The sequence below is a fragment of the Mesorhizobium sp. LNJC391B00 genome, assembly GCF_000502535.1.
Taxonomy (GTDB): Bacteria; Pseudomonadota; Alphaproteobacteria; order Rhizobiales; family Rhizobiaceae; genus Mesorhizobium.
In genome coordinates, this window is sequence record NZ_AYWI01000016.1 from 1 (window position 1) to 18,047 (window position 18,047).

Here is an 18,047-nt window from a genome sequence, read left to right on the forward strand (position 1 = left end):
GTGACGTGAACAATCACCAGCCTGCCATGACCGCCCCCTCTCAGCGAATTTGCAGAACTCTCAGCACACTACCGTCTCGAATGCCTCTCCACAGGCCCGACCGACCCAAGAACTCCGCCACATTCCTGCCCGGTTCCGGACACAATCGATTAATACGCTGATAAACAATTCCTGCGCACAAGGGATGGGGATTGGCGCGTCGCAGGCATTGCTCATCTGGCTCCGCCGAAATTCTAGAAGCGGCGCCTGTGTCGAGACGGTAGGGACATCGGAAAACATGCAGACCACGACGCATCGGCGTCTTCGTCGCGCTCCTGCTTTGGTGTTGTGCGCTCTTTCGGCTGCGTTGCTGGCCGCGTGCGCGTCGCCGCAGTCCGAGCCGAAAGCCATGGTCTACAAGAAGCCTCGCTCGAAGGAATATTTTGCCGAGACCGAATACGGCGTGAAGGCCAGCCCGCGCGTTCAGTACATGCGGCGCGGCGGCGGCCGCGACCAGTTGGGCAAACCCTATCAGGTGCGCGGCAAGTGGTATTACCCCAAGGAAGACAAGCGCTACGCCAAGGTCGGTCTCGCCTCCTGGTATGGCGATGCCTTCCACGGTCGTCTCACAGCCAATGGCGAAGTCTACGACATGACCCATCTGACCGCGGCGCATCCGACCATGCCGCTGCCGAGCTATGCCCGTGTCACCAACACCGAGACCGGAAGCTCGGTCATCGTGCGCGTCAACGACCGCGGCCCCTATCACGAGGGACGCATCATCGATGTCTCGGAACGCGCCGCGCAAATGCTCGACTATGCCAAGGTCGGCACGGCCAGGGTCAAAGTGGAATATATCGGCCGCGCGCCGCTCGACGGCGACGACGACCAATATCTGGTCGCCTCCTATCGCCCGGGCAACAACCGCCCGGACCCGTCCGATGGCTTGCCGACCGGCGTCATGGTGGCGATGAACGGACCTTCGCCGAGCCTATCTGTTGGCGCACCACCTGCCGCAGTGCCGTTTCCTGGTCAGTTGACGAATTCCGACACACAGCCAGTGATGTCGATGCAGGCACCGGGCTCAAGCGATGTGACGCTGCCGGAATTCGGGCCGATCGTGCCTCAGCGCCCGGAATCGCCCTTTGCCGTGGCTTCGCTCTCCTATGCGGATGCACGCGTGCAGCGCGCCGACGTCTTTGCAGCACTCGATGACCAGGGCATGTCACCAGCCGACATCCTGCAATCGTGGAAGAAATCCAACCCGCAGGCGGCGCCTGCCGTTTCCGACTATGTCGCCGCCGGCTCCTTCGACGATGCCGCCGAGGCAAAGCGGGTGGCTGCGGCCCTAAAACCCTTCGGCAGGACGGAAATCCAGAGCACCGAGCTCGACGGCAATGACTGGTACGCGGTCAATCTCTATCCGGATGGCCACGGCAATGTCGACGACCTCTTGCGCGCGGCATGGTCGCATGGCGCGCCGGACGCGCTGGCTGTGCGCAACTGACCAACAAAGGCACGCCGGTTTTGTGATTGCGCGGTTGATCCGCCGGGAAGAAGCCTGATAGCGTTGCGGCAAGTTTCTGCCGGCTAACAGGTCGAGCCTCTTCATGCGATTTCGCCTTTTCCACCCTTTTGCCGGGCTTTTTGGCCTTGGCTTCTTGCTTGCCGCGCTGGTTCCGGCCAACGCGCAGCTTTTCGAGACCAAGGCCACGCAGGCTTTCATGATCGATGCCGAAACCGGCACGGTGCTGTTTTCCAAGGATGCCGACCAACCGATCCCGCCGGCCTCGATGGCCAAGCTGATGACCATGGAGATGGTCTTCAACGCCATCAAGTCGAAGCGCATGAGCCTCGACGACACCTTCGTGGTCTCGGAGAATGCCTGGCGCAAGGGCGGCGCCCCGTCGGGAACGTCGACCATGTTCGCCAAGCTTAAATCGGCGGTGCGGGTCGAGGACCTGATCCAGGGGGTCACCATACAGGCCGCCAATGACGGCTGCATGGTGCTGGCCGAAGGCATGGCCGGCTCGGAAGAGAATTTCGCCGCTCAGATGAACGATCGCGCGCGCCAGATCGGGCTGCCGAAATCGACATTTGTCAATTCCACCGGCCTGCCGGCCGACGGCCAGCAGACGACAGTGCGCGAACTGGCGCAGCTTGGCCTGCATATATGGCGCGAATATCCGGATCTCTATCTCTATTACGGCCGGGCCGATTTCACCTGGAACAAGATCTCGCAAAAGAACCGCAACCCGTTGCTGGCCATGGGCATCGGCGCCGATGGGCTGGCGGTCGGGTCGAGCGAGGCGGGCGGTTTCGGCATTGTCGGCTCGGTCAGCCATGACCGAACCAGGGTGTTCGCGGCGATGAGCGGATTGGCCAATGATCGCGAGCGCGCCGAGGAAGCTCGCAAGCTGCTCGAATGGGGCGTCCGCTCCTTCGAGAAGACCGAGATTTTCGCTGGCAACGAAGTCGTCGGCGAGGCCCAGGTGTTCGGCGGCGCCAAATCCAGCGTAGCGCTGAAGGCAAAGGCGCCGATCGACGTCCTGCTGCCGATCGCCAACCGCGACAAGCTGACCGCCAGGATCGTCTATCAGGGGCCGGTATCGGCGCCGGTGGAGGAGGGGCAACCCGTCGGCGCGCTGCGCGTCTGGATCGGCGATACGCTGAGCCAGGAAACGCCGCTTTTCGCCGCCGAATCGGTCGGCGTCGGCACACTGCCGCAACGCGCGTTTGATGCCGCCAGGGAACTGGCCGTAGGCTGGCTGCGTTGAGTTCCTGCGGCGTGGACCTTTTCTCGGGCGCGGACTAAGACACCAGCGCAAAGCAGGACAAAGGCCTTTCGATTGGCAAGCGGATTTTTCATCACCTTCGAAGGCGGCGAGGGCGCCGGCAAGTCGACGCAGATCGAGCGGCTGGCCCAGAAGATGCGCGCCAAGAAATACGATGTCCTCCTCACCCGCGAACCCGGGGGGTCACCCGGCGCCGAGGCGGTCAGGCACGTGCTCCTGTCCGGCGCCGCCGAGCCTTTCGGGCCGAAGATGGAGGCGCTGCTGTTTGCCGCCGCACGCTCCGACCATGTCGAGCAGGTCATCCGGCCGGCGGTGGAGCGCGGCTCCATCGTGCTTTGCGACCGTTTCCTGGATTCGTCGCGCGTCTATCAGGGCGTCACCGGCGGCCTCGATCCGGCTTTCATGGAAGCTCTGGAGGAGGTCGCGGTCAACGGCATGATGCCGGACATGACGCTGATCCTTGACATTGACCCCGCCGAGGGCTTGCGGCGCGCCGCCGCGCGGCGTGGCGCCGAGGACGGTCCGGACCGCTTCGAAAAGGAGACGCTGGACATCCACCAGCGCCGCCGTGACGCCTTCCTGGCGATCGCAGCCGCCGAGCCGGACCGCTGCATCGTGATCGACGCGTCGGCGCCTCCCGCTGCGGTGGAGGATGTCATCACCGCGGTGGTGTTCGCCGCACTTGAGGCGAGGGCGCCCGCGCGCAACCGACAGGCGGCGCCCGCATGATCTTCGAACGCATCGCTCCCGAGCAGCACGACACACTGGACGGTGTACCGGAGCCGTCCGAGACGCTGCGCCTGGTCGGCCATGAGCAGGCGGCCGCGATGCTCGCTGCCGCCTATCGCTCGGGAAAACTGCCGCATGCGTTGATCTTTGCCGGGCCGGTCGGCATCGGCAAGGCGACGCTTGCCTTTCACCTGGCGCACCATCTGTTGAAGCATCCGGCCTTCGACCAGGCGCCGGATGTGTTTGCCGTTCCCGATCCGGCCTCACCGCTGTTTCGCCAGATCGCCACCGGGGCGCATCCCGGCGTGCTGCACCTGACCCGGCCGCTGAACGACAAGACCAAGAGTTTCAAGACCGTCGTCACCGTCGACGAGATCCGCAAGGTCAACCGCTTCCTGTCGCTGACCTCGCATGACGGCAGCTACCGGGTGGTGATCGTCGATCCGGCCGACGACATGAACACCAACGCCGCCAATGCCTTGCTGAAGAACCTCGAGGAGCCGCCGAGCCGCACGCTGTTCATCCTCATCGTGCATGCGCCGGGCAGCCTTTTGCCGACCATCCGTTCGCGCTGCCAGATGGTGCGGCTGACGCCGCTCGATGCCGGCAGCCTGATGAGTGTTCTGGAGACCGTCGAGCCGCCGCCACCTTCCGATCCTGCCGCGCGCGCGGCACTGGCGGAACGGGCAGGGGGCAGCGCCCGCAATGCGATCCTTCTGACCCAATATGGCGGGCTGGAGATTGCCGGCACGCTCGACGCCCTGGTCACGTCGGGCAAGAGCGACATCGCCGGAGCCTATCGGCTTGCCGATGCCGTCGCCGGCCGCGACCAGGCGATCCAGTTCGACATCTTCAACCGCCGCGCGCTCGATCTGCTCTCCACTGGCGCCAGTGAAGCCGCGCTGGCCGGGGATCTCGCGCGGGCGAAAACGCTGTCCGACACTTGGCACGAGGCGCTGAACGCCATATCTGAGACCGATACCTACAATCTTGACAAGAAGCAGCACGCCTTGACCATGATCGACCGCCTGAATTCCGCAATGCGAATGTGACCGGTTTCGGCATTGGGTCGGGATGGCAATCGCCGTCTCGATGCGATATCCACCGCTCACACTCAATTCGGACATTCATGACGGTTCATTCATGTCACGCGACACATTCTACATCACGACACCGATTTTCTATCCGAACGGCAAGCCGCATATCGGCCACGCCTATACGGTCATTGCGACCGACGCGCTGGCCCGCTTCCAGCGCCTGGACGGCAAGGACGTGCTCTTCCTCACCGGCACTGACGAACACGGCCTCAAGATGCAGCAGACGGCCGAGAAGGAAGGCATAACGCCACTCGCGCTTGCCGACCGCAACTCGGCGATCTTCCGTTCGATGACAGAGGTCCTGGGCGGCTCGAATGATGATTACATCCGCACGACGGAACCACGCCACTACGAGTCGTGCCAGGCGATCTGGAAGGCGATGGCGGCCAATGGCGACATCTATCTCGACCGCTACAGTGGCTGGTATTCGGTCCGCCAGGAAGCCTATTTCGAAGAGAGCGAAACCACGCTCGGCGACGACGGCGTGCGCCGCGAGCCGCTTGGCTCGCCGGTCGAATGGAATGAGGAGGAAAGCTACTTCTTCAGGCTTTCCGCCTATCAGGACAAATTGCTTGCGCTGTACGAAAGCCAGCCCGATTTCGTCGGTCCGGCCGAGCGCCGAAATGAGGTGATGAGCTTCGTCAGGTCCGGCCTCAAGGACATCTCGGTCTCGCGCACGACCTTCAATTGGGGCGTGCCGGTGCCCGGCGACGACAAGCATGTGATGTATGTCTGGGTCGATGCCTTGACCAACTACATCACCGCTGCCGGCTATCCCGACACCAAGGCCGAGCAATGGCGCTACTGGCCGGCCACGCACATTATCGGCAAGGACATCGTCCGCTTCCATGCCGTCTACTGGCCGGCTTTCCTGATGTCGGCCGGCATCGAACTGCCGAAGCGCGTCTTCGCGCATGGCTTCCTGTTCAACCGCGGCGAGAAAATGTCGAAGTCGGTCGGCAATGTCGTAGACCCCTTCACCATGGTCGAGCATTACGGCCTCGACCAGGTGCGCTATTTCTTCTTGCGTGAGGTGCCATTCGGCCAGGACGGCAGCTACAGCCATGACGCGATCGTCAACCGCACAAATGCCGATCTCGCCAACGGTCTCGGCAATCTGGCGCAGCGCTCGCTGTCGATGATCGCCAAGAACTGCGGCGGCGTGGTGCCGCATCGCGGCGAGCTGACCGAAGCCGACAGCGCGATCCTCGACCAGGCGGTGGAAGCGCTGGGTACCGCGCGCCAGGCGATGGCGGAACAGGGCATCCATCTCGCGTTGGCGGCGATCTTCGGCGTTGTGGCGGAAGCGGATCGCTACTTCGCCTCGCAGGCGCCCTGGGCGCTGAAGAAGACCGATCCGGCGCGCATGGAAACAGTGCTGTGGACGACCGCCGAACTGGTGCGGCGCGTGGCATTGCTGTGCCAGCCCTACATTCCGGGGTCGGCCGGCAAGCTGCTGGACCTGCTGGCGGTGCCGGCGGACAAGCGTGACTTCGCGCATGTCCATGCCGACTATGCGCTGGTGCCCGGCACGGCGCTGCCCGCGCCGGAGGGCGTGTTTCCGCGTTATGTCGAAAACCCTGAGGCGAGCGCCTGATGCTCGTCGACAGCCATTGCCATCTCGACTTTCCGGATTTCACCGAGGAGCGGGCGGCCATCGTCGCCCGCGCAAAGGCTGCCGGTATAGGTCACATGGTGACCATCTCGACACGCGTGAAGCGGTTTGCGCAAGTGCTTGAGATTGCCGAGAGTTTCGACGAAATCTATTGCTCGGTCGGCACCCATCCTCACAATGCCGGCGAAGAACTGGATGTGACGGCTGAGGACCTTGTGCGCCTGTCCGCGCACCCGAAGGTGGTGGCGATCGGCGAGGCCGGGCTCGACTATTTTTACGACAAGGCGCCACGCGATGCGCAGGCGCAGGGCTTTCGCACTCACATAGCGGCCGCGCGCGAGACCGGCTTGCCGCTGGTGATCCATTCGCGCGATGCCGATGACGACATGGCTGCCATCCTCGAAGACGAAACAGGGAAGGGCGCCTTCCCCTTCATCCTGCATTGTTTTTCGTCGGGGCGACGGCTGGCAGAGGTCGGCGTGGCGCTTGGTGGCTATGTGTCCTTCTCGGGCATACTGACCTTCAAGAACTCCGCCGATTTACGCGCCATCGCAGCCGATGTGCCGCATGACCGGCTGCTGGTCGAGACCGACGCACCGTATCTGGCGCCGGTGCCGTTCCGCGGCAAACGCAACGAGCCGGCCTATATCGCGCATACAGCCAAGGTGCTGGCGGAGACGGTCGGCGTTGGCGAAGCCGAGATCGCGACGCTGACGACGGCGAACTTCTTCCGGCTGTTCGGCAAGATGCCGCGGCCCGCCGGGCTCTGACGCATGAGCGACCGGCTGCGCCTCACCATCCTCGGCTGCGGCTCGTCACCTGGCACGCCGCGGATCACCGGCGATTGGGGCAATTGCGACCCGGCCAATCCGAAAAACCGGCGTACACGCTCAGCCGCGCTCGTCGAGCGGATAGCAGCCAACGGCGCCAGAACCACGGTCGTCATCGACACCGGGCCTGATTTCCGTGAGCAGATGCTGATGGCGGCCGTCCGGCGCATCGACGCCGTCGTCTATACGCATCCGCACGCCGACCACATCCACGGCATCGACGATCTGCGCGGCTACGTGCTGGAGCAGCGCCATTTGATCGATGTCCATGCCGACCAGCCGACCATGCTCAGGCTGCGCGAAGCGTTCGGCTATTGCTTCGAGACGCCGTTTGGCAGTTCCTATCCGCCGATCGTCAGGCCGCACATCATCGATCACGTAAGGGCGGTGACGATCGAAGGCGAGGGCGGTGCCCTCACCCTCGAGCCGCTGCCGCAGATCCATGGCGACATCATTTCGCTCGGCTTCCGCATCGGCGGGCTGGCCTACTGCCCCGATATAAGCGACTTCCCGGATGCCACCGCCGAGCGGCTGCGCGGCCTGGAAATGCTGGTCATCGATGCCTTGCAGTACCATACCCATCCCAGTCATCTGTCGCTCGGTCAGGCGCTTGGCTGGATTGAAAAACTGGCGCCGAAACAGGCCGTGCTGACGCATATGCATGTGCCGCTCGACTATGCCACGGTGAAGGCCGAGGTGCCGGCCAACGTCACTCCGGCCTATGACGGCATGGTGATCGAAATTCCTTTATGAGACAGCATGATACGAGCAGATCTTTATAAGGACGTTCGGTTCTTCGGCGCGAAGATCAGCAGCGTTCCAATCCGCTCATAGCCCATGCGGGGATAAAGCAGCGCTCCGGCACGCGTCGCCAACAGCATCGAGCACCGCGACCCATGCGCTTTGTCGTCATGCAGCATTTTGGCCATCAGCGCCTGGCCGATGCCTCGACGCCGGTGCGAAGGCTCGACAAACATTGCCGAGCACCATGTGGCGCCGACGGCGTCTATGCTGCGCACACGCCCGACGATGGCGTCGCCATCGAGCGCCACATACTGGCGAAACGGCGCATCGTCGCCGAGTTGATCGTCTGGAAGTGGCCGCCTGCGTATGACCTTTCCCAGTTGTGCAGCGCGTTCAGCCGTCCTCACCCGTTCGATAGAGACGATTGCTGGCGGGTCTGGAATTTGGCGCAGCGACTGGATGAAAAAGCCTTCCGTCCGCAGCAGCCGGTAGCCGAGCGCCTTGTAGGCCGTTCGCGTTGGTTCGTCCGGGCCGTCATTCGCGATCACGACCGAAACGGCAAAGCCCGGCCGCGCATGCTGCCGCACGATGGCATCGGCTTCCTCGGCGGCGACGTCATGGACGATCCATTCTTCGCCACGGTAGTCGCGTGCATTCTTGCGCTCGGCATCGCGCATCAGCCACAAGGGTCCGACGCGGCTGGCTTCGTATGGAAAGGTGCGGCTCTTATCGGTACTGAAGCCGTGCACGAACACTTCGATCGCCGCTTCGATGTCACGCGTTGCTGTCGTCATCGACACAGCGTAGCGTTGGCCATCGGCTCAAGGCAACACGCGTCGATCATGCCAAACCCGTGAAAATCGCAGCAATTTCCAGCTTCAGTCTAATGCACAAGTTCCATAATCTATCTTATGCGACTTTCATATGTGGCTGCTGCTTCCATTAGCGGCGTGCCAATATACGCCCTGCTGACTGAGATGCAGGCCGGCGGCTCTGATTGCTTGGCGGGAGGAACGTTGACGAAGCAGTGGCGAAATGAGTTGGCGTGGTCTTCATTTCTCAAGGGATGGCGCCTTTCGCAAAGGCCTCGACTTCCTGCTCGACGGGCTGGCACCAGGATAACGAACAGGAGCGTCATCCCGAAAAGCTTTCCAGGAGGCCGCTGAAGGCTGCTGCGATTGCAACAAGATGGAAGACGCCAAGGGCCAGCCATCTGGAGCCGCCGGCGCCCGCAACAAATGCCCCATAGGCAGGAAACTGCAGCGCAGCCAATCCGATGGAAAGGCCGGTGATCGTTGTGTTGGTCAACAGCGTTGCCAGCATGGGGACCGGATAGAGAAGTCGCGCCAGCCCATAGTCGCCATGCCCGGCTCCGGCCGAATAGAGCGCCAGGAAAAAGGCGACGGGCGTGATGCCGAGGCCGACAAGGAACCCTGCCCGCGAGGAGAATTTTGGCGACGTCATCTGGCCATGGCCATGGCGGCCGGTGGGTCGCGGTCGTCAGGCGCGAGCTTGGACGAAGTGACAAGCAGATTCTCCTGATCGGCCCGCGACTTCGGCTCGATCGCGATTTGCAGCAGAGCCCAGGGCGCGGCAGACTTCTCCATCATGACGCCATGGTTGCAGATTGATCGGGTGGCCGCAACGGAGGGGTCTACGCCCGGCCGGCCGCCCGGCCCGTCCCTTTCGCTTCCTGACTGTGGACGCGCGCCAGAAAATCGCGCACCAGGGGAAGCGCCTCATCGAAATGGGTTTCGAGCAGCCAGTGGCCGGCGCCGCCGATGAGATGAAGTTCTGCTTCCGGCAAATCGCGGTGGTAGGCATGCGCCGATTGTGCCGGCATGTAACCATCCTCGGGGCCCCAGACAATGAGCGTCTGCGGTTGGTGCTCGCGCAGATAGCTCTGATAGCGCGGGAACCAGCCGAGGTTCGCCTCCAGCTTCTCCATCAGGCCGACCGCGAGCCGCCGGCGGATCGGCGTGTCCATCAAAGGCCAGTGGAGTTTCCAAAGATCGGGAGGCACGCGCTCGGCTACAGCGTAATCCACCTCTCCGACAAACTCGTGCCGGAACCCCTCCTCGCTCACCGCCTCTTCCAACGGCCGGTGCTTTTCGGGCGTCTTTTCCTTCCAATAGGCTTTTATCCCAGCGTATTTCGGCCCGAGAACATCCTGGTATATATCGCCGTTCTGGATGATGAGTGCCGCGATGCGCTCGGGATGTGCGATGGCGTGGCGCAGTCCGATCTGCGAGCCATAATCGTGCAGCCAGAGAGCATAGCGCGACATGCCGAGCGCATCGGCGAAAGCTGTCAGAAACTCGGCATAGGCATCGAAATCATAGCCAAAAACCAACATTTCGGGCGTGGCGCTATAGCCAAAGCCGGGAAAGTCCGGCGCGAATGTATGCCAGCGATCGGCAAGTGCCGGCATCAACCGTCGGAATTGATAGGACGAGCACGGATAGCCGTGCGGCAGGAGAAGGACGGGAGCATCAGGCGGGCCGTCTTCGCGATAGAAGATGCTGTTTCCGTCAATGTCGATCCGGCGATGTTGCAATTCTACCTCCTTGCTCAAAGCTTGCCCGCCACTTTGTTTACGGTGCTCCGGCAAGAAGGTTCCCTTGAAGTCAGGGCGTGACGGCTTCCGGCTGTCCATTCCCCGACAGGATCTGCAGCGTTCCGCGCGTGGCGTTGCGGAACGCATCGTCGAAACTGACGCCACGTACCTGCCAGCGATAGTCCTTATCCTTGAAGCTGAGCCGCCAGTCGCCGACCCAGCCCAGCGCTTCCTGGCGCCATACCAAAGTGCCGGCAAGCAGGGCGTCCCCATCCAGCGTGTTGGCCACGTCGGCGAGCGCGACGTCGGACGGCCGAGGCAACTCCAGCGGCAAACCGGTCCGGTGCGCCGCGTCCGCCAGCGCAACGCGCATATCCGCCGCAAGCTCGCCGCCGCCATCGCGCACCAGCGTGAAGCCGTCGCCTTTCATCGGCCTTACATCCAGCAGTGCGACGATTTTTGGCCGCGGCACCGCCCACGGTTTGCGCCCGAGCGACGCCAGCAAGGCATCGATCTTGTCCGGGTCGAAATCGGCGGTGATGTAATGCGGCCGGTCGTGGGTGCCCTGCTCGTCATGCGGCGGGCGGTTGTTGAGCAGGTCGCGGTAGCCGACACCAGTGACATAGTCGGCCGCGTGCCGGCTCATGTCCGCAACACGCGGGTCGCCGATCAGCCGCGGGTCGCCGGAAACCTTGACCAGCACCTCTTCAAGGCACGGCGCCAGGCCCCACGCCCGGTTCTCCTCGCCAGTGCCGCTGGTCACCGACTGCGCGCGGTAGATGCTGGCGCGGTCGATGTCGGCGGCAGCGACCGGAAAGACAATCAGCACAGCCAGCGCCGCTGCCACAAAGCCCAATTTCAAGCATCCAGGCACCCGCCGACCCTCCCGAAACGGTCCGGAACATCCGTTGGAGCCATACTCCTGATCATCAGGGAACTTCAAGGTGCCGCCCATCAAGGCGTATCGCCGACGATGCGCCGGTGTACGCCGTCCAGGCTCTCGGTGAGCGCCTCGAACACGTTTCGCGCCGTCAGTTCGCGAAGAACCTGTTCGTTGATGCCGCCGCGCGTCGCATAGTCCTGCGCCAGATGCATGAAGTCGGCATCCGGCGACATATCAGGAGCGCTTCCCAAGGCTTTGAAAAGCGAGGCGATGTAATCGCGCCCCTTCCCTTCCTCCACGCCATTCCTCTTGAGCCAGCTGTTGATCGTATCGAGATATCTGAAGTAGCTGGCATAGGTTGCGGTGGCCACGCTCAACGCGTTGAATTCGGCTGAGTTCTCGACCTCGATCACTTTCCCCAGATTGCCGAACAAGGCAGCGACAGTGGCATCCGGCGGGCAGATGATCGTTGCCCCCAGCCGGTGGGCGATCATCGGCATGGGCAGCGCTTTCGTCACCTGGTGCGCGGGTGCGGTCAAGCGGGCAATCTCCTCGCGCGGCAGCGTGGCGATCAAGCTGATGAGGTGATGCTCGCGCCGAAACCGCAAACCCGGCAGGACGTCATGCGCAATTTGCGGCCGGACAGCCAGCATGACCAGGTCGCATTGATCGAGAACCGCCTGATTGTCATCAGCGATACGCACATCCGGATAACGGGCTGCCAGCTCTGCGGCGATCTCTTCATTGCGCGGCGACAGCAGCACGGAGACGGAGTTATCCGCGACGGATTTGAGCCCGCTGACAATGGCCGCTGTAAGGGCACCCGTGCCGATGAAGCCAGTTTCATCGCGCCTGTCTCTGGTTCATCGGTCACAGCGGCGCATGCTCGAGCCGTACCTGATAGCTCAGCACGCGCTTTTCACCGGGCGCGATCAGCATCACGCCCGGCTTGTCCGCGAACTCGCCATCGAAATCCACGGGGCTGGCAAGCCCGTGCCAGGGTTCGATACACAGGAACGGAGCGCCGCCCGGCTTCGACCAGATGCCCAATTCCTTAAAACCCTGCCACGACATCTCGATCGCCGCACCGTTCGCGGCGGCATAGCGCACGCTGGTGCTGGCCGGCCGGTCGAGGATCACGGCGTCTGCCTCGAACAGCTGTTCGGAAAGCGCCAGCGTTTTGCCTTCGATGGGCGTCGGCCGCGGTGCAGCCAGCACCAGGCCATCCTTCAGCCGGCGGATCGGCGCCGGCTCGTCCTGGGCAAAGGTCAGGTGGTAGTCGGTCTTGGCGAGCCCCGGCTGCAATGGCCAATTGAAAGCCGGATGTGCACCGATGGAGGCTGGCAGCGTCTCGTCGCCGGTGTTGGCAATCTCGAAGCTCACACCAAGTTCGCGACGCTCGAGCGTATAGGTGATGGCAAGGCGAAAGGCGAACGGATAGCGCGTGCGTGTATCGGCATCGTCGGTCAACACCAGCGTGCAAGATCGGGGACTCGTCTCAGCAGCCCACACAAATGGCTTGTCGCGCGCAAATCCGTGCTGCGTCAGGGGATAGACCCGGCCCCCATGGCGGAGCTGGTCGCCCTTCAGCCGGCCGACGATCGGAAACAGCACCGGCGAATGCCGCCGCCATTCCGGCCCGGCCTGCCACAAAAACTCCAGACCCTCGGCATTGCGCAAGGAGACGAGCTCGGCCCCCTGCCCGACAATGGTTGCCGAGATGCCGTCGCCGTGAAGCGTCACTTGTTCCATGCGTTCTCGCGGAAAGCTGCGTGCGAGCGGCAGGTTAGCAAAAGCCCGCATGGACTCAAGGGCGCAGCGACATCGCGCTGATAGAGGAGCGATGTCTCGACGGCAAAAACGACAGTGGCCGGAGATTCTCCTCCGGCCACTGCGAGATCGAGATTGTTGCCCTGCTACGGTTCGACTATTCGCGTTCGCCGGTGAAGTTCAGCAGCAGCTGGAAGATGTTGACGAAGTTCAGGTAGAGCGACAGCGCGCCGAAGACGGCGAGCTTCTGCTGCGATTCCGCGTCGAAATTCTCCGCATACTGTTCCTTGATCGTCTGCGTGTCCCAGGCGGTCAGGCCAACGAACACCGCGATGCCGATCACCGAAATGGCGAACTGCAGCGCGGTCGAGCCAAGGAAGATGTTGACGACGCTGGCGATCACCACACCGATCAGGCCCATGATCAGGAAGGACGAGAACTGGGTCAGGTCGCGCTTGGTCGTGTAGCCGTAGAGGCTGGTGGCGCCGAACATCGTGGCGGTGATGAAGAAGGTGCGCGCGATGCTGGTGCCGGTGAAGACCAGGAACACCGAAGCCAGCGACAGCCCCATCACCGCGCAGAAGGCCCAGAACATCAACTGGGCGCTCGCCGCCGACATCGTCTGCATCTTGAACGAGAACAGCAGCACGAAGGCGAGCGGCGCCAGCATCACCACCCATTTCAGCGGGCTGGAAAAGATCGGCACGTAGAGGGCCGGCGTCGAAGCGACCACCATGGCGACGATGCCGGTGACGACGAGGCCGATGCCCATATAGTTATAGACACGCAGCATGTGGCTGCGCAGGCCCTCGTCATAGACGGCGCCGGCGCGCGCGCCAGTGCCCATGCGGTATCCGAGGTCAGGGGTATTCATGCGGGTTCTCCTTATGTGGTCTCAGTAAAGTGTCCTGATCAGTAAAGTGTCTTGGCAAGCGTCTCGGCCGCGCGGTCGAGGTCGTGGACATCGCTGCGCGCGACGACCGCGTACGCGACCTCGCCGATCTGGAAATAGGCAGAGGAGATGTCGCCGGAGGGCGCGATGGCAGGCTTGACCACGTCGAAGGTTCCGGGCCGGATCGCAAACAGCGAGACCAGCCCCATATCCTTCGTCTCCAGCGCCACTTCGACGCTCGGCCCGAAGCGCGACGGATAGATCTGCACGTCGCGGACCTTCCAGTCCTTGGGCAGCGATGGCATGACGATTGCGGTGGCGGCGCGGATTTCGTCGCCATTGTAGTTGGGCGCCTCCAGCTGCGAGGGCATCGCCTCGCGCATGAGCGTCGTCTTGTGCGCCCGGATCGCTTCTTCGACATAGGCGGGCGGCGGCGGCGAAGCCACGACCTTGGTCACCAGCAGCGGCCCGAAGAGGCCGTTCGCCAGCCAGCCGGCAGCGACAAAGACGGCGACCGCGGCCACCCGCTGCAGCACGGCGAAGACGCGGCGACTGGCCAGTCCCCTGCCCAGCCGGCGCGCGACTTCAGTCGTCGCCGGCCGCGCCATGCCTGTGGAAGCAGCCAGCGCCAGGCGCAGTTCGTCGCGCGTCCTCAAGTCGGACATCACCCGCGCCGCAGCCTCCGGACGAACCGAGAGGAACGCCTCGACCTCGATGCGGCGCGCGACATCCAGCTGGTCGTCGACATAAGAATCGAGATCGGTATCGGTCACCGGGTCCCGCAACAGGTCGGTCATGACGGGTCTCCCACGATCCTCAGATGGCTTTTGGCCGGCGAAGGTGCAGCGTTTTCCATCTCGCGCAGTGCTGCGCGCGCCCTGCCGATGCGCGACATCAGCGTGCCCAGCGGCACCCCGCTGGCGTCGGCGGCCTGCTGGTAGGAAAGGCCCTCGATGGCGACCAGATGCAGCGCCGAACGCTGCTCCTCCGGCAGACTGAAAAAGGCCTCGCGCACCTGCGCCAGTCGCACGGAATGTTCCTGAGGCGCCGGCGTGCTGGCATCGGTGAGATAGCCGGCCTGCTCGACACGCGCTGCTTCCGACCGGCGCGAGCGCATCTTGTCGATGAAAGCGTTGTGGACGATCGACAGCAACCATGCCCCCAGATTGCCGCCCGAGCGGAATGTGTCGCGCCGCTCGTAGGCGCGCACCAGCGCATCGTGCACCAGATCCTCGGCGTCAGTGCCGTCGCGCGTCAGCGAGCGTGCGTAGCGCCTGAGCGAACCCAGCTGTCCGACAATATCGAAGCGTGGCATCGACCGTTTCATGCCCCGTTTACGAAACAGGCGGGGATCTTAATCCATCGCCACCAAAACTTTTTTGCGTCGCCACAATAGGCATCATGCAATCAGAAGTCCGCTGCGCACTTACCCATCTCCCGTGCGGCAGATGTTTGCTTTATGGATGAAGTCTAGCCTTATCCGTCTGTCCCAGGAGCAAAAGATGGCCAATGGTAGTCGTGTAACGGGTTTTGCAGCGTTGCCGATCGTCGGCAGGGTGTTCATCATCTTTGGCATTGTCGGACTGATCGCTTCCGGCGTGCTGGCCATCGTCGAGATGTACGGCCCTCGTACCGCTTCGGCGACAGGCAGGATTGTCGCCGCCGAATACAATCCCCGCATCGAGTTCTCGACCGCCGACGGCACCGTCATCCGCTTCAACAATGCCGTCCACAGCTCGTTCTGGGGTGATGGCGACAGCGTCCCTGTCGCTTACGACCCAACCAATCCGCAAAATGCCTCCGTCGACAGCTTCGCCGGACGCTGGTTCCTTGCCGGGCTGGCCGGCATGCTCGGCGGTTTCTCCCTGCTGACCGGCATCGGTCTCGCCGTGATTGGACGGGTGCTTATCCGGCGGATTGGAATGAACCCGTCGCCATAGCCGCCGACCCCTGCCGTACAGACAAAGCTTGGCGTAACGGTCCAGTACGCTAGCGGACTGGCGCAGATGGAAGCACTGGCGAAACGCGGCCGCTTTGCGTATTACTCCGCCGCCATTGGAGCCGTATTGATGTTCGAGACCCTGCAACCTGCCCCGGCCGACAAGATCATCGCCTTGATCGGCCTCTATCGCGCCGATCCGCGCCCCGGCAAGATCGATCTCGGCGTCGGCGTCTACAAGGACCGCGACGGCAGGACGCCGGTCATGCGCGCCCTGCGCGAGGCCGAGAAGCGGTTGCTGCAGGACCAGGACACCAAGACCTATCTCGGCCTTGCCGGCGACACCGGCTTCAACACGGCGATGGTCAAGCTGGCCTTCGGCCCCGCTGCCGACATGACGCGCATCCGCGCCGCGCAAGCGCCTGGCGGTTCCGGCGCGCTGCGGCTGGTGGCGGAGCTGTTGAAGCGGACCCGCCCCGACGCAACCGTCTGGCTGTCGGACCCGACATGGCCGAACCACCCGCCGGTGATGCGCGGGGCCGGCCTCAAGGTGCGCGATTATCCCTATTTCGATGCCGTTTCCGGCGCGGTGCGCTTCCACGAGATGCTGGCAACGCTTGGCGCAGCCGAGCCCGGCGATATCGTGCTGCTGCATGGCTGCTGCCATAACCCGACCGGCGCCAATCTCGATATCGCGCAATGGGCCAGCGTCACCGATCTTGTCGTCGAGCGCGGGCTGTTGCCCTTTGTCGACATTGCCTATCAGGGCTTTGGCGAAGGCCTGGACGCCGATGCGGCCGGCTTGCGCCTTCTCGCGGGCAAGGTGCCTGAAATGGTCGTTGCCTCGAGCTGCTCGAAGAACTTTGCCGTCTACCGCGACCGCGTCGGCGCGGCGATGATCCTGGCGAAGGATAGCGCGCAAGCCGATGTCGCGATGAGCCAGATGCTGGCGGCGGCGCGCGCCATGTATTCGATGCCGCCGGACCACGGCGCCGCCGCCGTGCGCACGGTGCTGGAAGATGATGGCCTTCGCGCCGACTGGGAGGCGGAGCTGGAGGAGATGCGGCTGCGCATGCTGAGGCTGCGGGTCCAGTTCGCCGACGCGCTGCGCCGGCAGTCCAACTCCGACCGCTTCGACTTCATCGCCAGCCATCGCGGCATGTTTTCCAGGCTTGGCCTGACCGAGGCGCAAGTCGAGCGGCTGCGTGCCGAGTGTGGCGTCTACATGGTCGGCGACAGCCGCATCAACGTCGCCGGCCTGCCCGAGGACGGCATGGATGACCTCGCCAAGGCGGTTGTGTCGGTACTCGGCTGAAGCTCGCTGTGGACAATCTCCCCTCTCCGGCTGACGCCGTTGGCCGCACGACAGGCAGCGGGATAGCATTCGCCGCATGAAACCTTCGCGCGACATTTCCCGGCTGATCGAGATCATGGCGGCGCTCAGGGCGCCGAAGACCGGCTGTCCCTGGGACATCGAGCAGGATTTCTCGACCATCGCGCCCTATACGATCGAGGAAGCCTATGAGGTGGCGGACGCCATTGCGCGCGGCGATCTCGACGATCTGCGCGACGAACTCGGCGATCTCCTGCTGCAGGTCGTCTACCACGCGCAGATGGCTGAGGAAGCCGGCGATTTTGCCTTCGGTGATGTGGTCGAGGCCATCACCACCAAGATGATCCGGCGCCATCCGCATGTCTTCGGCGACGAGAAGGCGCGCAGCGCCGGCATGGCAAAGGGCATGTGGGAAAAGATCAAGGCTGAGGAAAAAGCCGAAAAGCGAAGTGCGCGCCTCGCCCGCGGCCTCGACCCCGAAGACCATGGCAAGGGTTTCCTGGACAGCGTGCCCGTCGCCCTGCCCGCTTTGACGCGGGCGCTAAAGCTGCAGGAAAAGGCAGCGCGTGTCGGTTTCGACTGGAGCGAGGCAGCACCCATCCTCGACAAGATCGAGGAAGAGATCGGCGAGCTGCGCGAGGCACTGGCTAAGGGCGAAACGGCTGAGATCAAGGACGAATTCGGCGACATGCTGTTTGCCGTCGTCAATCTGGGGCGTCACCTCAAGCTCGATTCGGAAGCGGCGCTTAGCGGCACCAACGAAAAGTTCCGCTCGCGCTTCCACTATGTCGAGCGCGCGATCGATGCATCGGGAAGCACGCTCGAAAAAGCCACGCTGGACGAGATGGAAGTGCTCTGGCAGCAGGCCAAGGGCGTGAAATAAT

General features: G+C 63.4%; 19 protein-coding genes. 10 read left to right on the forward strand and 9 right to left on the reverse strand.

Annotation, left to right across the window (positions count from 1 at the left end; all coding sequences use genetic code 11):
• The first annotated feature begins 277 nt into the window (after positions 1-277).
• From X750_RS138205 to X750_RS138175, 7 genes are all read left to right on the forward strand, one after another.
• Positions 278-1,486, forward strand: coding sequence for a septal ring lytic transglycosylase RlpA family protein (locus X750_RS138205; protein WP_031243576.1), 1,209 nt, complete (start codon positions 278-280; stop codon positions 1,484-1,486).
• A gap of 103 nt (positions 1,487-1,589) precedes the next feature.
• The gene (locus X750_RS138200) at positions 1,590-2,756 is read left to right on the forward strand and encodes a D-alanyl-D-alanine carboxypeptidase family protein (protein WP_023748650.1); all 1,167 of its coding nucleotides are present in this window, start codon (positions 1,590-1,592) and stop codon (positions 2,754-2,756) included.
• 72 nt (positions 2,757-2,828) lie between these two features.
• On the forward strand, positions 2,829-3,503 hold the full coding sequence (tmk, locus tag X750_RS138195) for a dTMP kinase (protein WP_023748651.1): 675 nt from the start codon (positions 2,829-2,831) through the stop codon (positions 3,501-3,503).
• The gene (locus tag X750_RS138190) at positions 3,500-4,555 is read left to right on the forward strand and encodes a DNA polymerase III subunit delta' (protein ID WP_023748652.1); all 1,056 of its coding nucleotides are present in this window, start codon (positions 3,500-3,502) and stop codon (positions 4,553-4,555) included. The genes tmk and X750_RS138190 overlap by 4 nt, the downstream gene beginning before the upstream one ends.
• A gap of 91 nt (positions 4,556-4,646) precedes the next feature.
• Positions 4,647-6,197: a methionine--tRNA ligase gene (gene metG, locus X750_RS138185; RefSeq protein WP_023668947.1), complete on the forward strand. Its 1,551-nt coding sequence runs from the start codon at positions 4,647-4,649 to the stop codon at positions 6,195-6,197.
• Positions 6,197-6,985, forward strand: coding sequence for a TatD family hydrolase (locus X750_RS138180; protein WP_023696113.1), 789 nt, complete (start codon positions 6,197-6,199; stop codon positions 6,983-6,985). Before metG ends, X750_RS138180 begins: the two co-directional genes overlap by 1 nt.
• 3 nt (positions 6,986-6,988) lie before the next feature.
• Positions 6,989-7,798 (forward strand): MBL fold metallo-hydrolase, encoded by an 810-nt coding sequence (locus tag X750_RS138175; protein WP_023748654.1) that lies wholly within the window; start codon positions 6,989-6,991, stop codon positions 7,796-7,798.
• A 23-nt stretch (positions 7,799-7,821) separates the two neighbouring features.
• Here X750_RS138175 and X750_RS138170 read toward each other — a convergent pair whose 3' ends face one another.
• From X750_RS138170 to X750_RS138135, 9 genes are all read right to left on the reverse strand, one after another.
• Positions 7,822-8,583 carry a GNAT family N-acetyltransferase gene (locus tag X750_RS138170; protein ID WP_023730624.1) on the reverse strand — a complete coding sequence of 254 codons (762 nt, stop codon included), beginning with the start codon at positions 8,581-8,583 and terminating at the stop codon, positions 7,822-7,824.
• A gap of 340 nt (positions 8,584-8,923) precedes the next feature.
• Positions 8,924-9,253 (reverse strand): hypothetical protein, encoded by a 330-nt coding sequence (locus X750_RS138165; RefSeq protein WP_023696110.1) that lies wholly within the window; start codon positions 9,251-9,253, stop codon positions 8,924-8,926.
• Between the two features lie 190 nt (positions 9,254-9,443).
• The gene (locus X750_RS0133765) at positions 9,444-10,364 is read right to left on the reverse strand and encodes an alpha/beta hydrolase (protein ID WP_245263966.1); all 921 of its coding nucleotides are present in this window, start codon (positions 10,362-10,364) and stop codon (positions 9,444-9,446) included.
• 52 nt (positions 10,365-10,416) lie between these two features.
• Positions 10,417-11,193, reverse strand: coding sequence for a DUF2066 domain-containing protein (locus tag X750_RS138160; protein ID WP_245260129.1), 777 nt, complete (start codon positions 11,191-11,193; stop codon positions 10,417-10,419).
• Between the two features lie 107 nt (positions 11,194-11,300).
• The gene (locus tag X750_RS138155; protein WP_031243579.1) at positions 11,301-12,062 is read right to left on the reverse strand and encodes a pyrroline-5-carboxylate reductase; all 762 of its coding nucleotides are present in this window, start codon (positions 12,060-12,062) and stop codon (positions 11,301-11,303) included.
• Between the two features lie 37 nt (positions 12,063-12,099).
• Positions 12,100-12,981, reverse strand: a complete 882-nt coding sequence (locus tag X750_RS138150) for an aldose 1-epimerase family protein (protein ID WP_023710520.1) — start codon at positions 12,979-12,981, stop codon at positions 12,100-12,102.
• 175 nt (positions 12,982-13,156) lie between these two features.
• The gene (locus X750_RS138145) at positions 13,157-13,873 is read right to left on the reverse strand and encodes a Bax inhibitor-1/YccA family protein (protein WP_023710521.1); all 717 of its coding nucleotides are present in this window, start codon (positions 13,871-13,873) and stop codon (positions 13,157-13,159) included.
• A 38-nt stretch (positions 13,874-13,911) separates the two neighbouring features.
• Complete coding sequence (locus tag X750_RS138140; RefSeq protein WP_023710522.1) at positions 13,912-14,688, reverse strand: anti-sigma factor; 777 nt, start codon at positions 14,686-14,688, stop codon at positions 13,912-13,914.
• Positions 14,685-15,206: a sigma-70 family RNA polymerase sigma factor gene (locus X750_RS138135; protein WP_198021012.1), complete on the reverse strand. Its 522-nt coding sequence runs from the start codon at positions 15,204-15,206 to the stop codon at positions 14,685-14,687. The genes X750_RS138140 and X750_RS138135 overlap by 4 nt, the downstream gene beginning before the upstream one ends.
• A 187-nt stretch (positions 15,207-15,393) precedes the next feature.
• On the opposite strand from X750_RS138135, the gene X750_RS138130 reads away from it, so the two are divergent.
• The 3 genes from X750_RS138130 to mazG all read left to right on the forward strand — a co-directional run bounded on the left by X750_RS138130 (position 15,394) and on the right by mazG (position 18,046).
• A complete protein-coding gene (locus X750_RS138130; RefSeq protein ID WP_023706554.1) occupies positions 15,394-15,831 on the forward strand; it encodes a DUF3592 domain-containing protein in 438 nt (145 codons plus the stop codon).
• A 129-nt stretch (positions 15,832-15,960) separates the two neighbouring features.
• Entirely contained in the window at positions 15,961-17,145 is a 1,185-nt protein-coding gene (locus tag X750_RS138125) for an amino acid aminotransferase (protein WP_023668933.1), read from the forward strand.
• Between the two features lie 76 nt (positions 17,146-17,221).
• Entirely contained in the window at positions 17,222-18,046 is an 825-nt protein-coding gene (gene mazG, locus X750_RS138120; RefSeq protein ID WP_023688462.1) for a nucleoside triphosphate pyrophosphohydrolase, read from the forward strand.
• Position 18,047 lies beyond the last annotated feature (1 nt).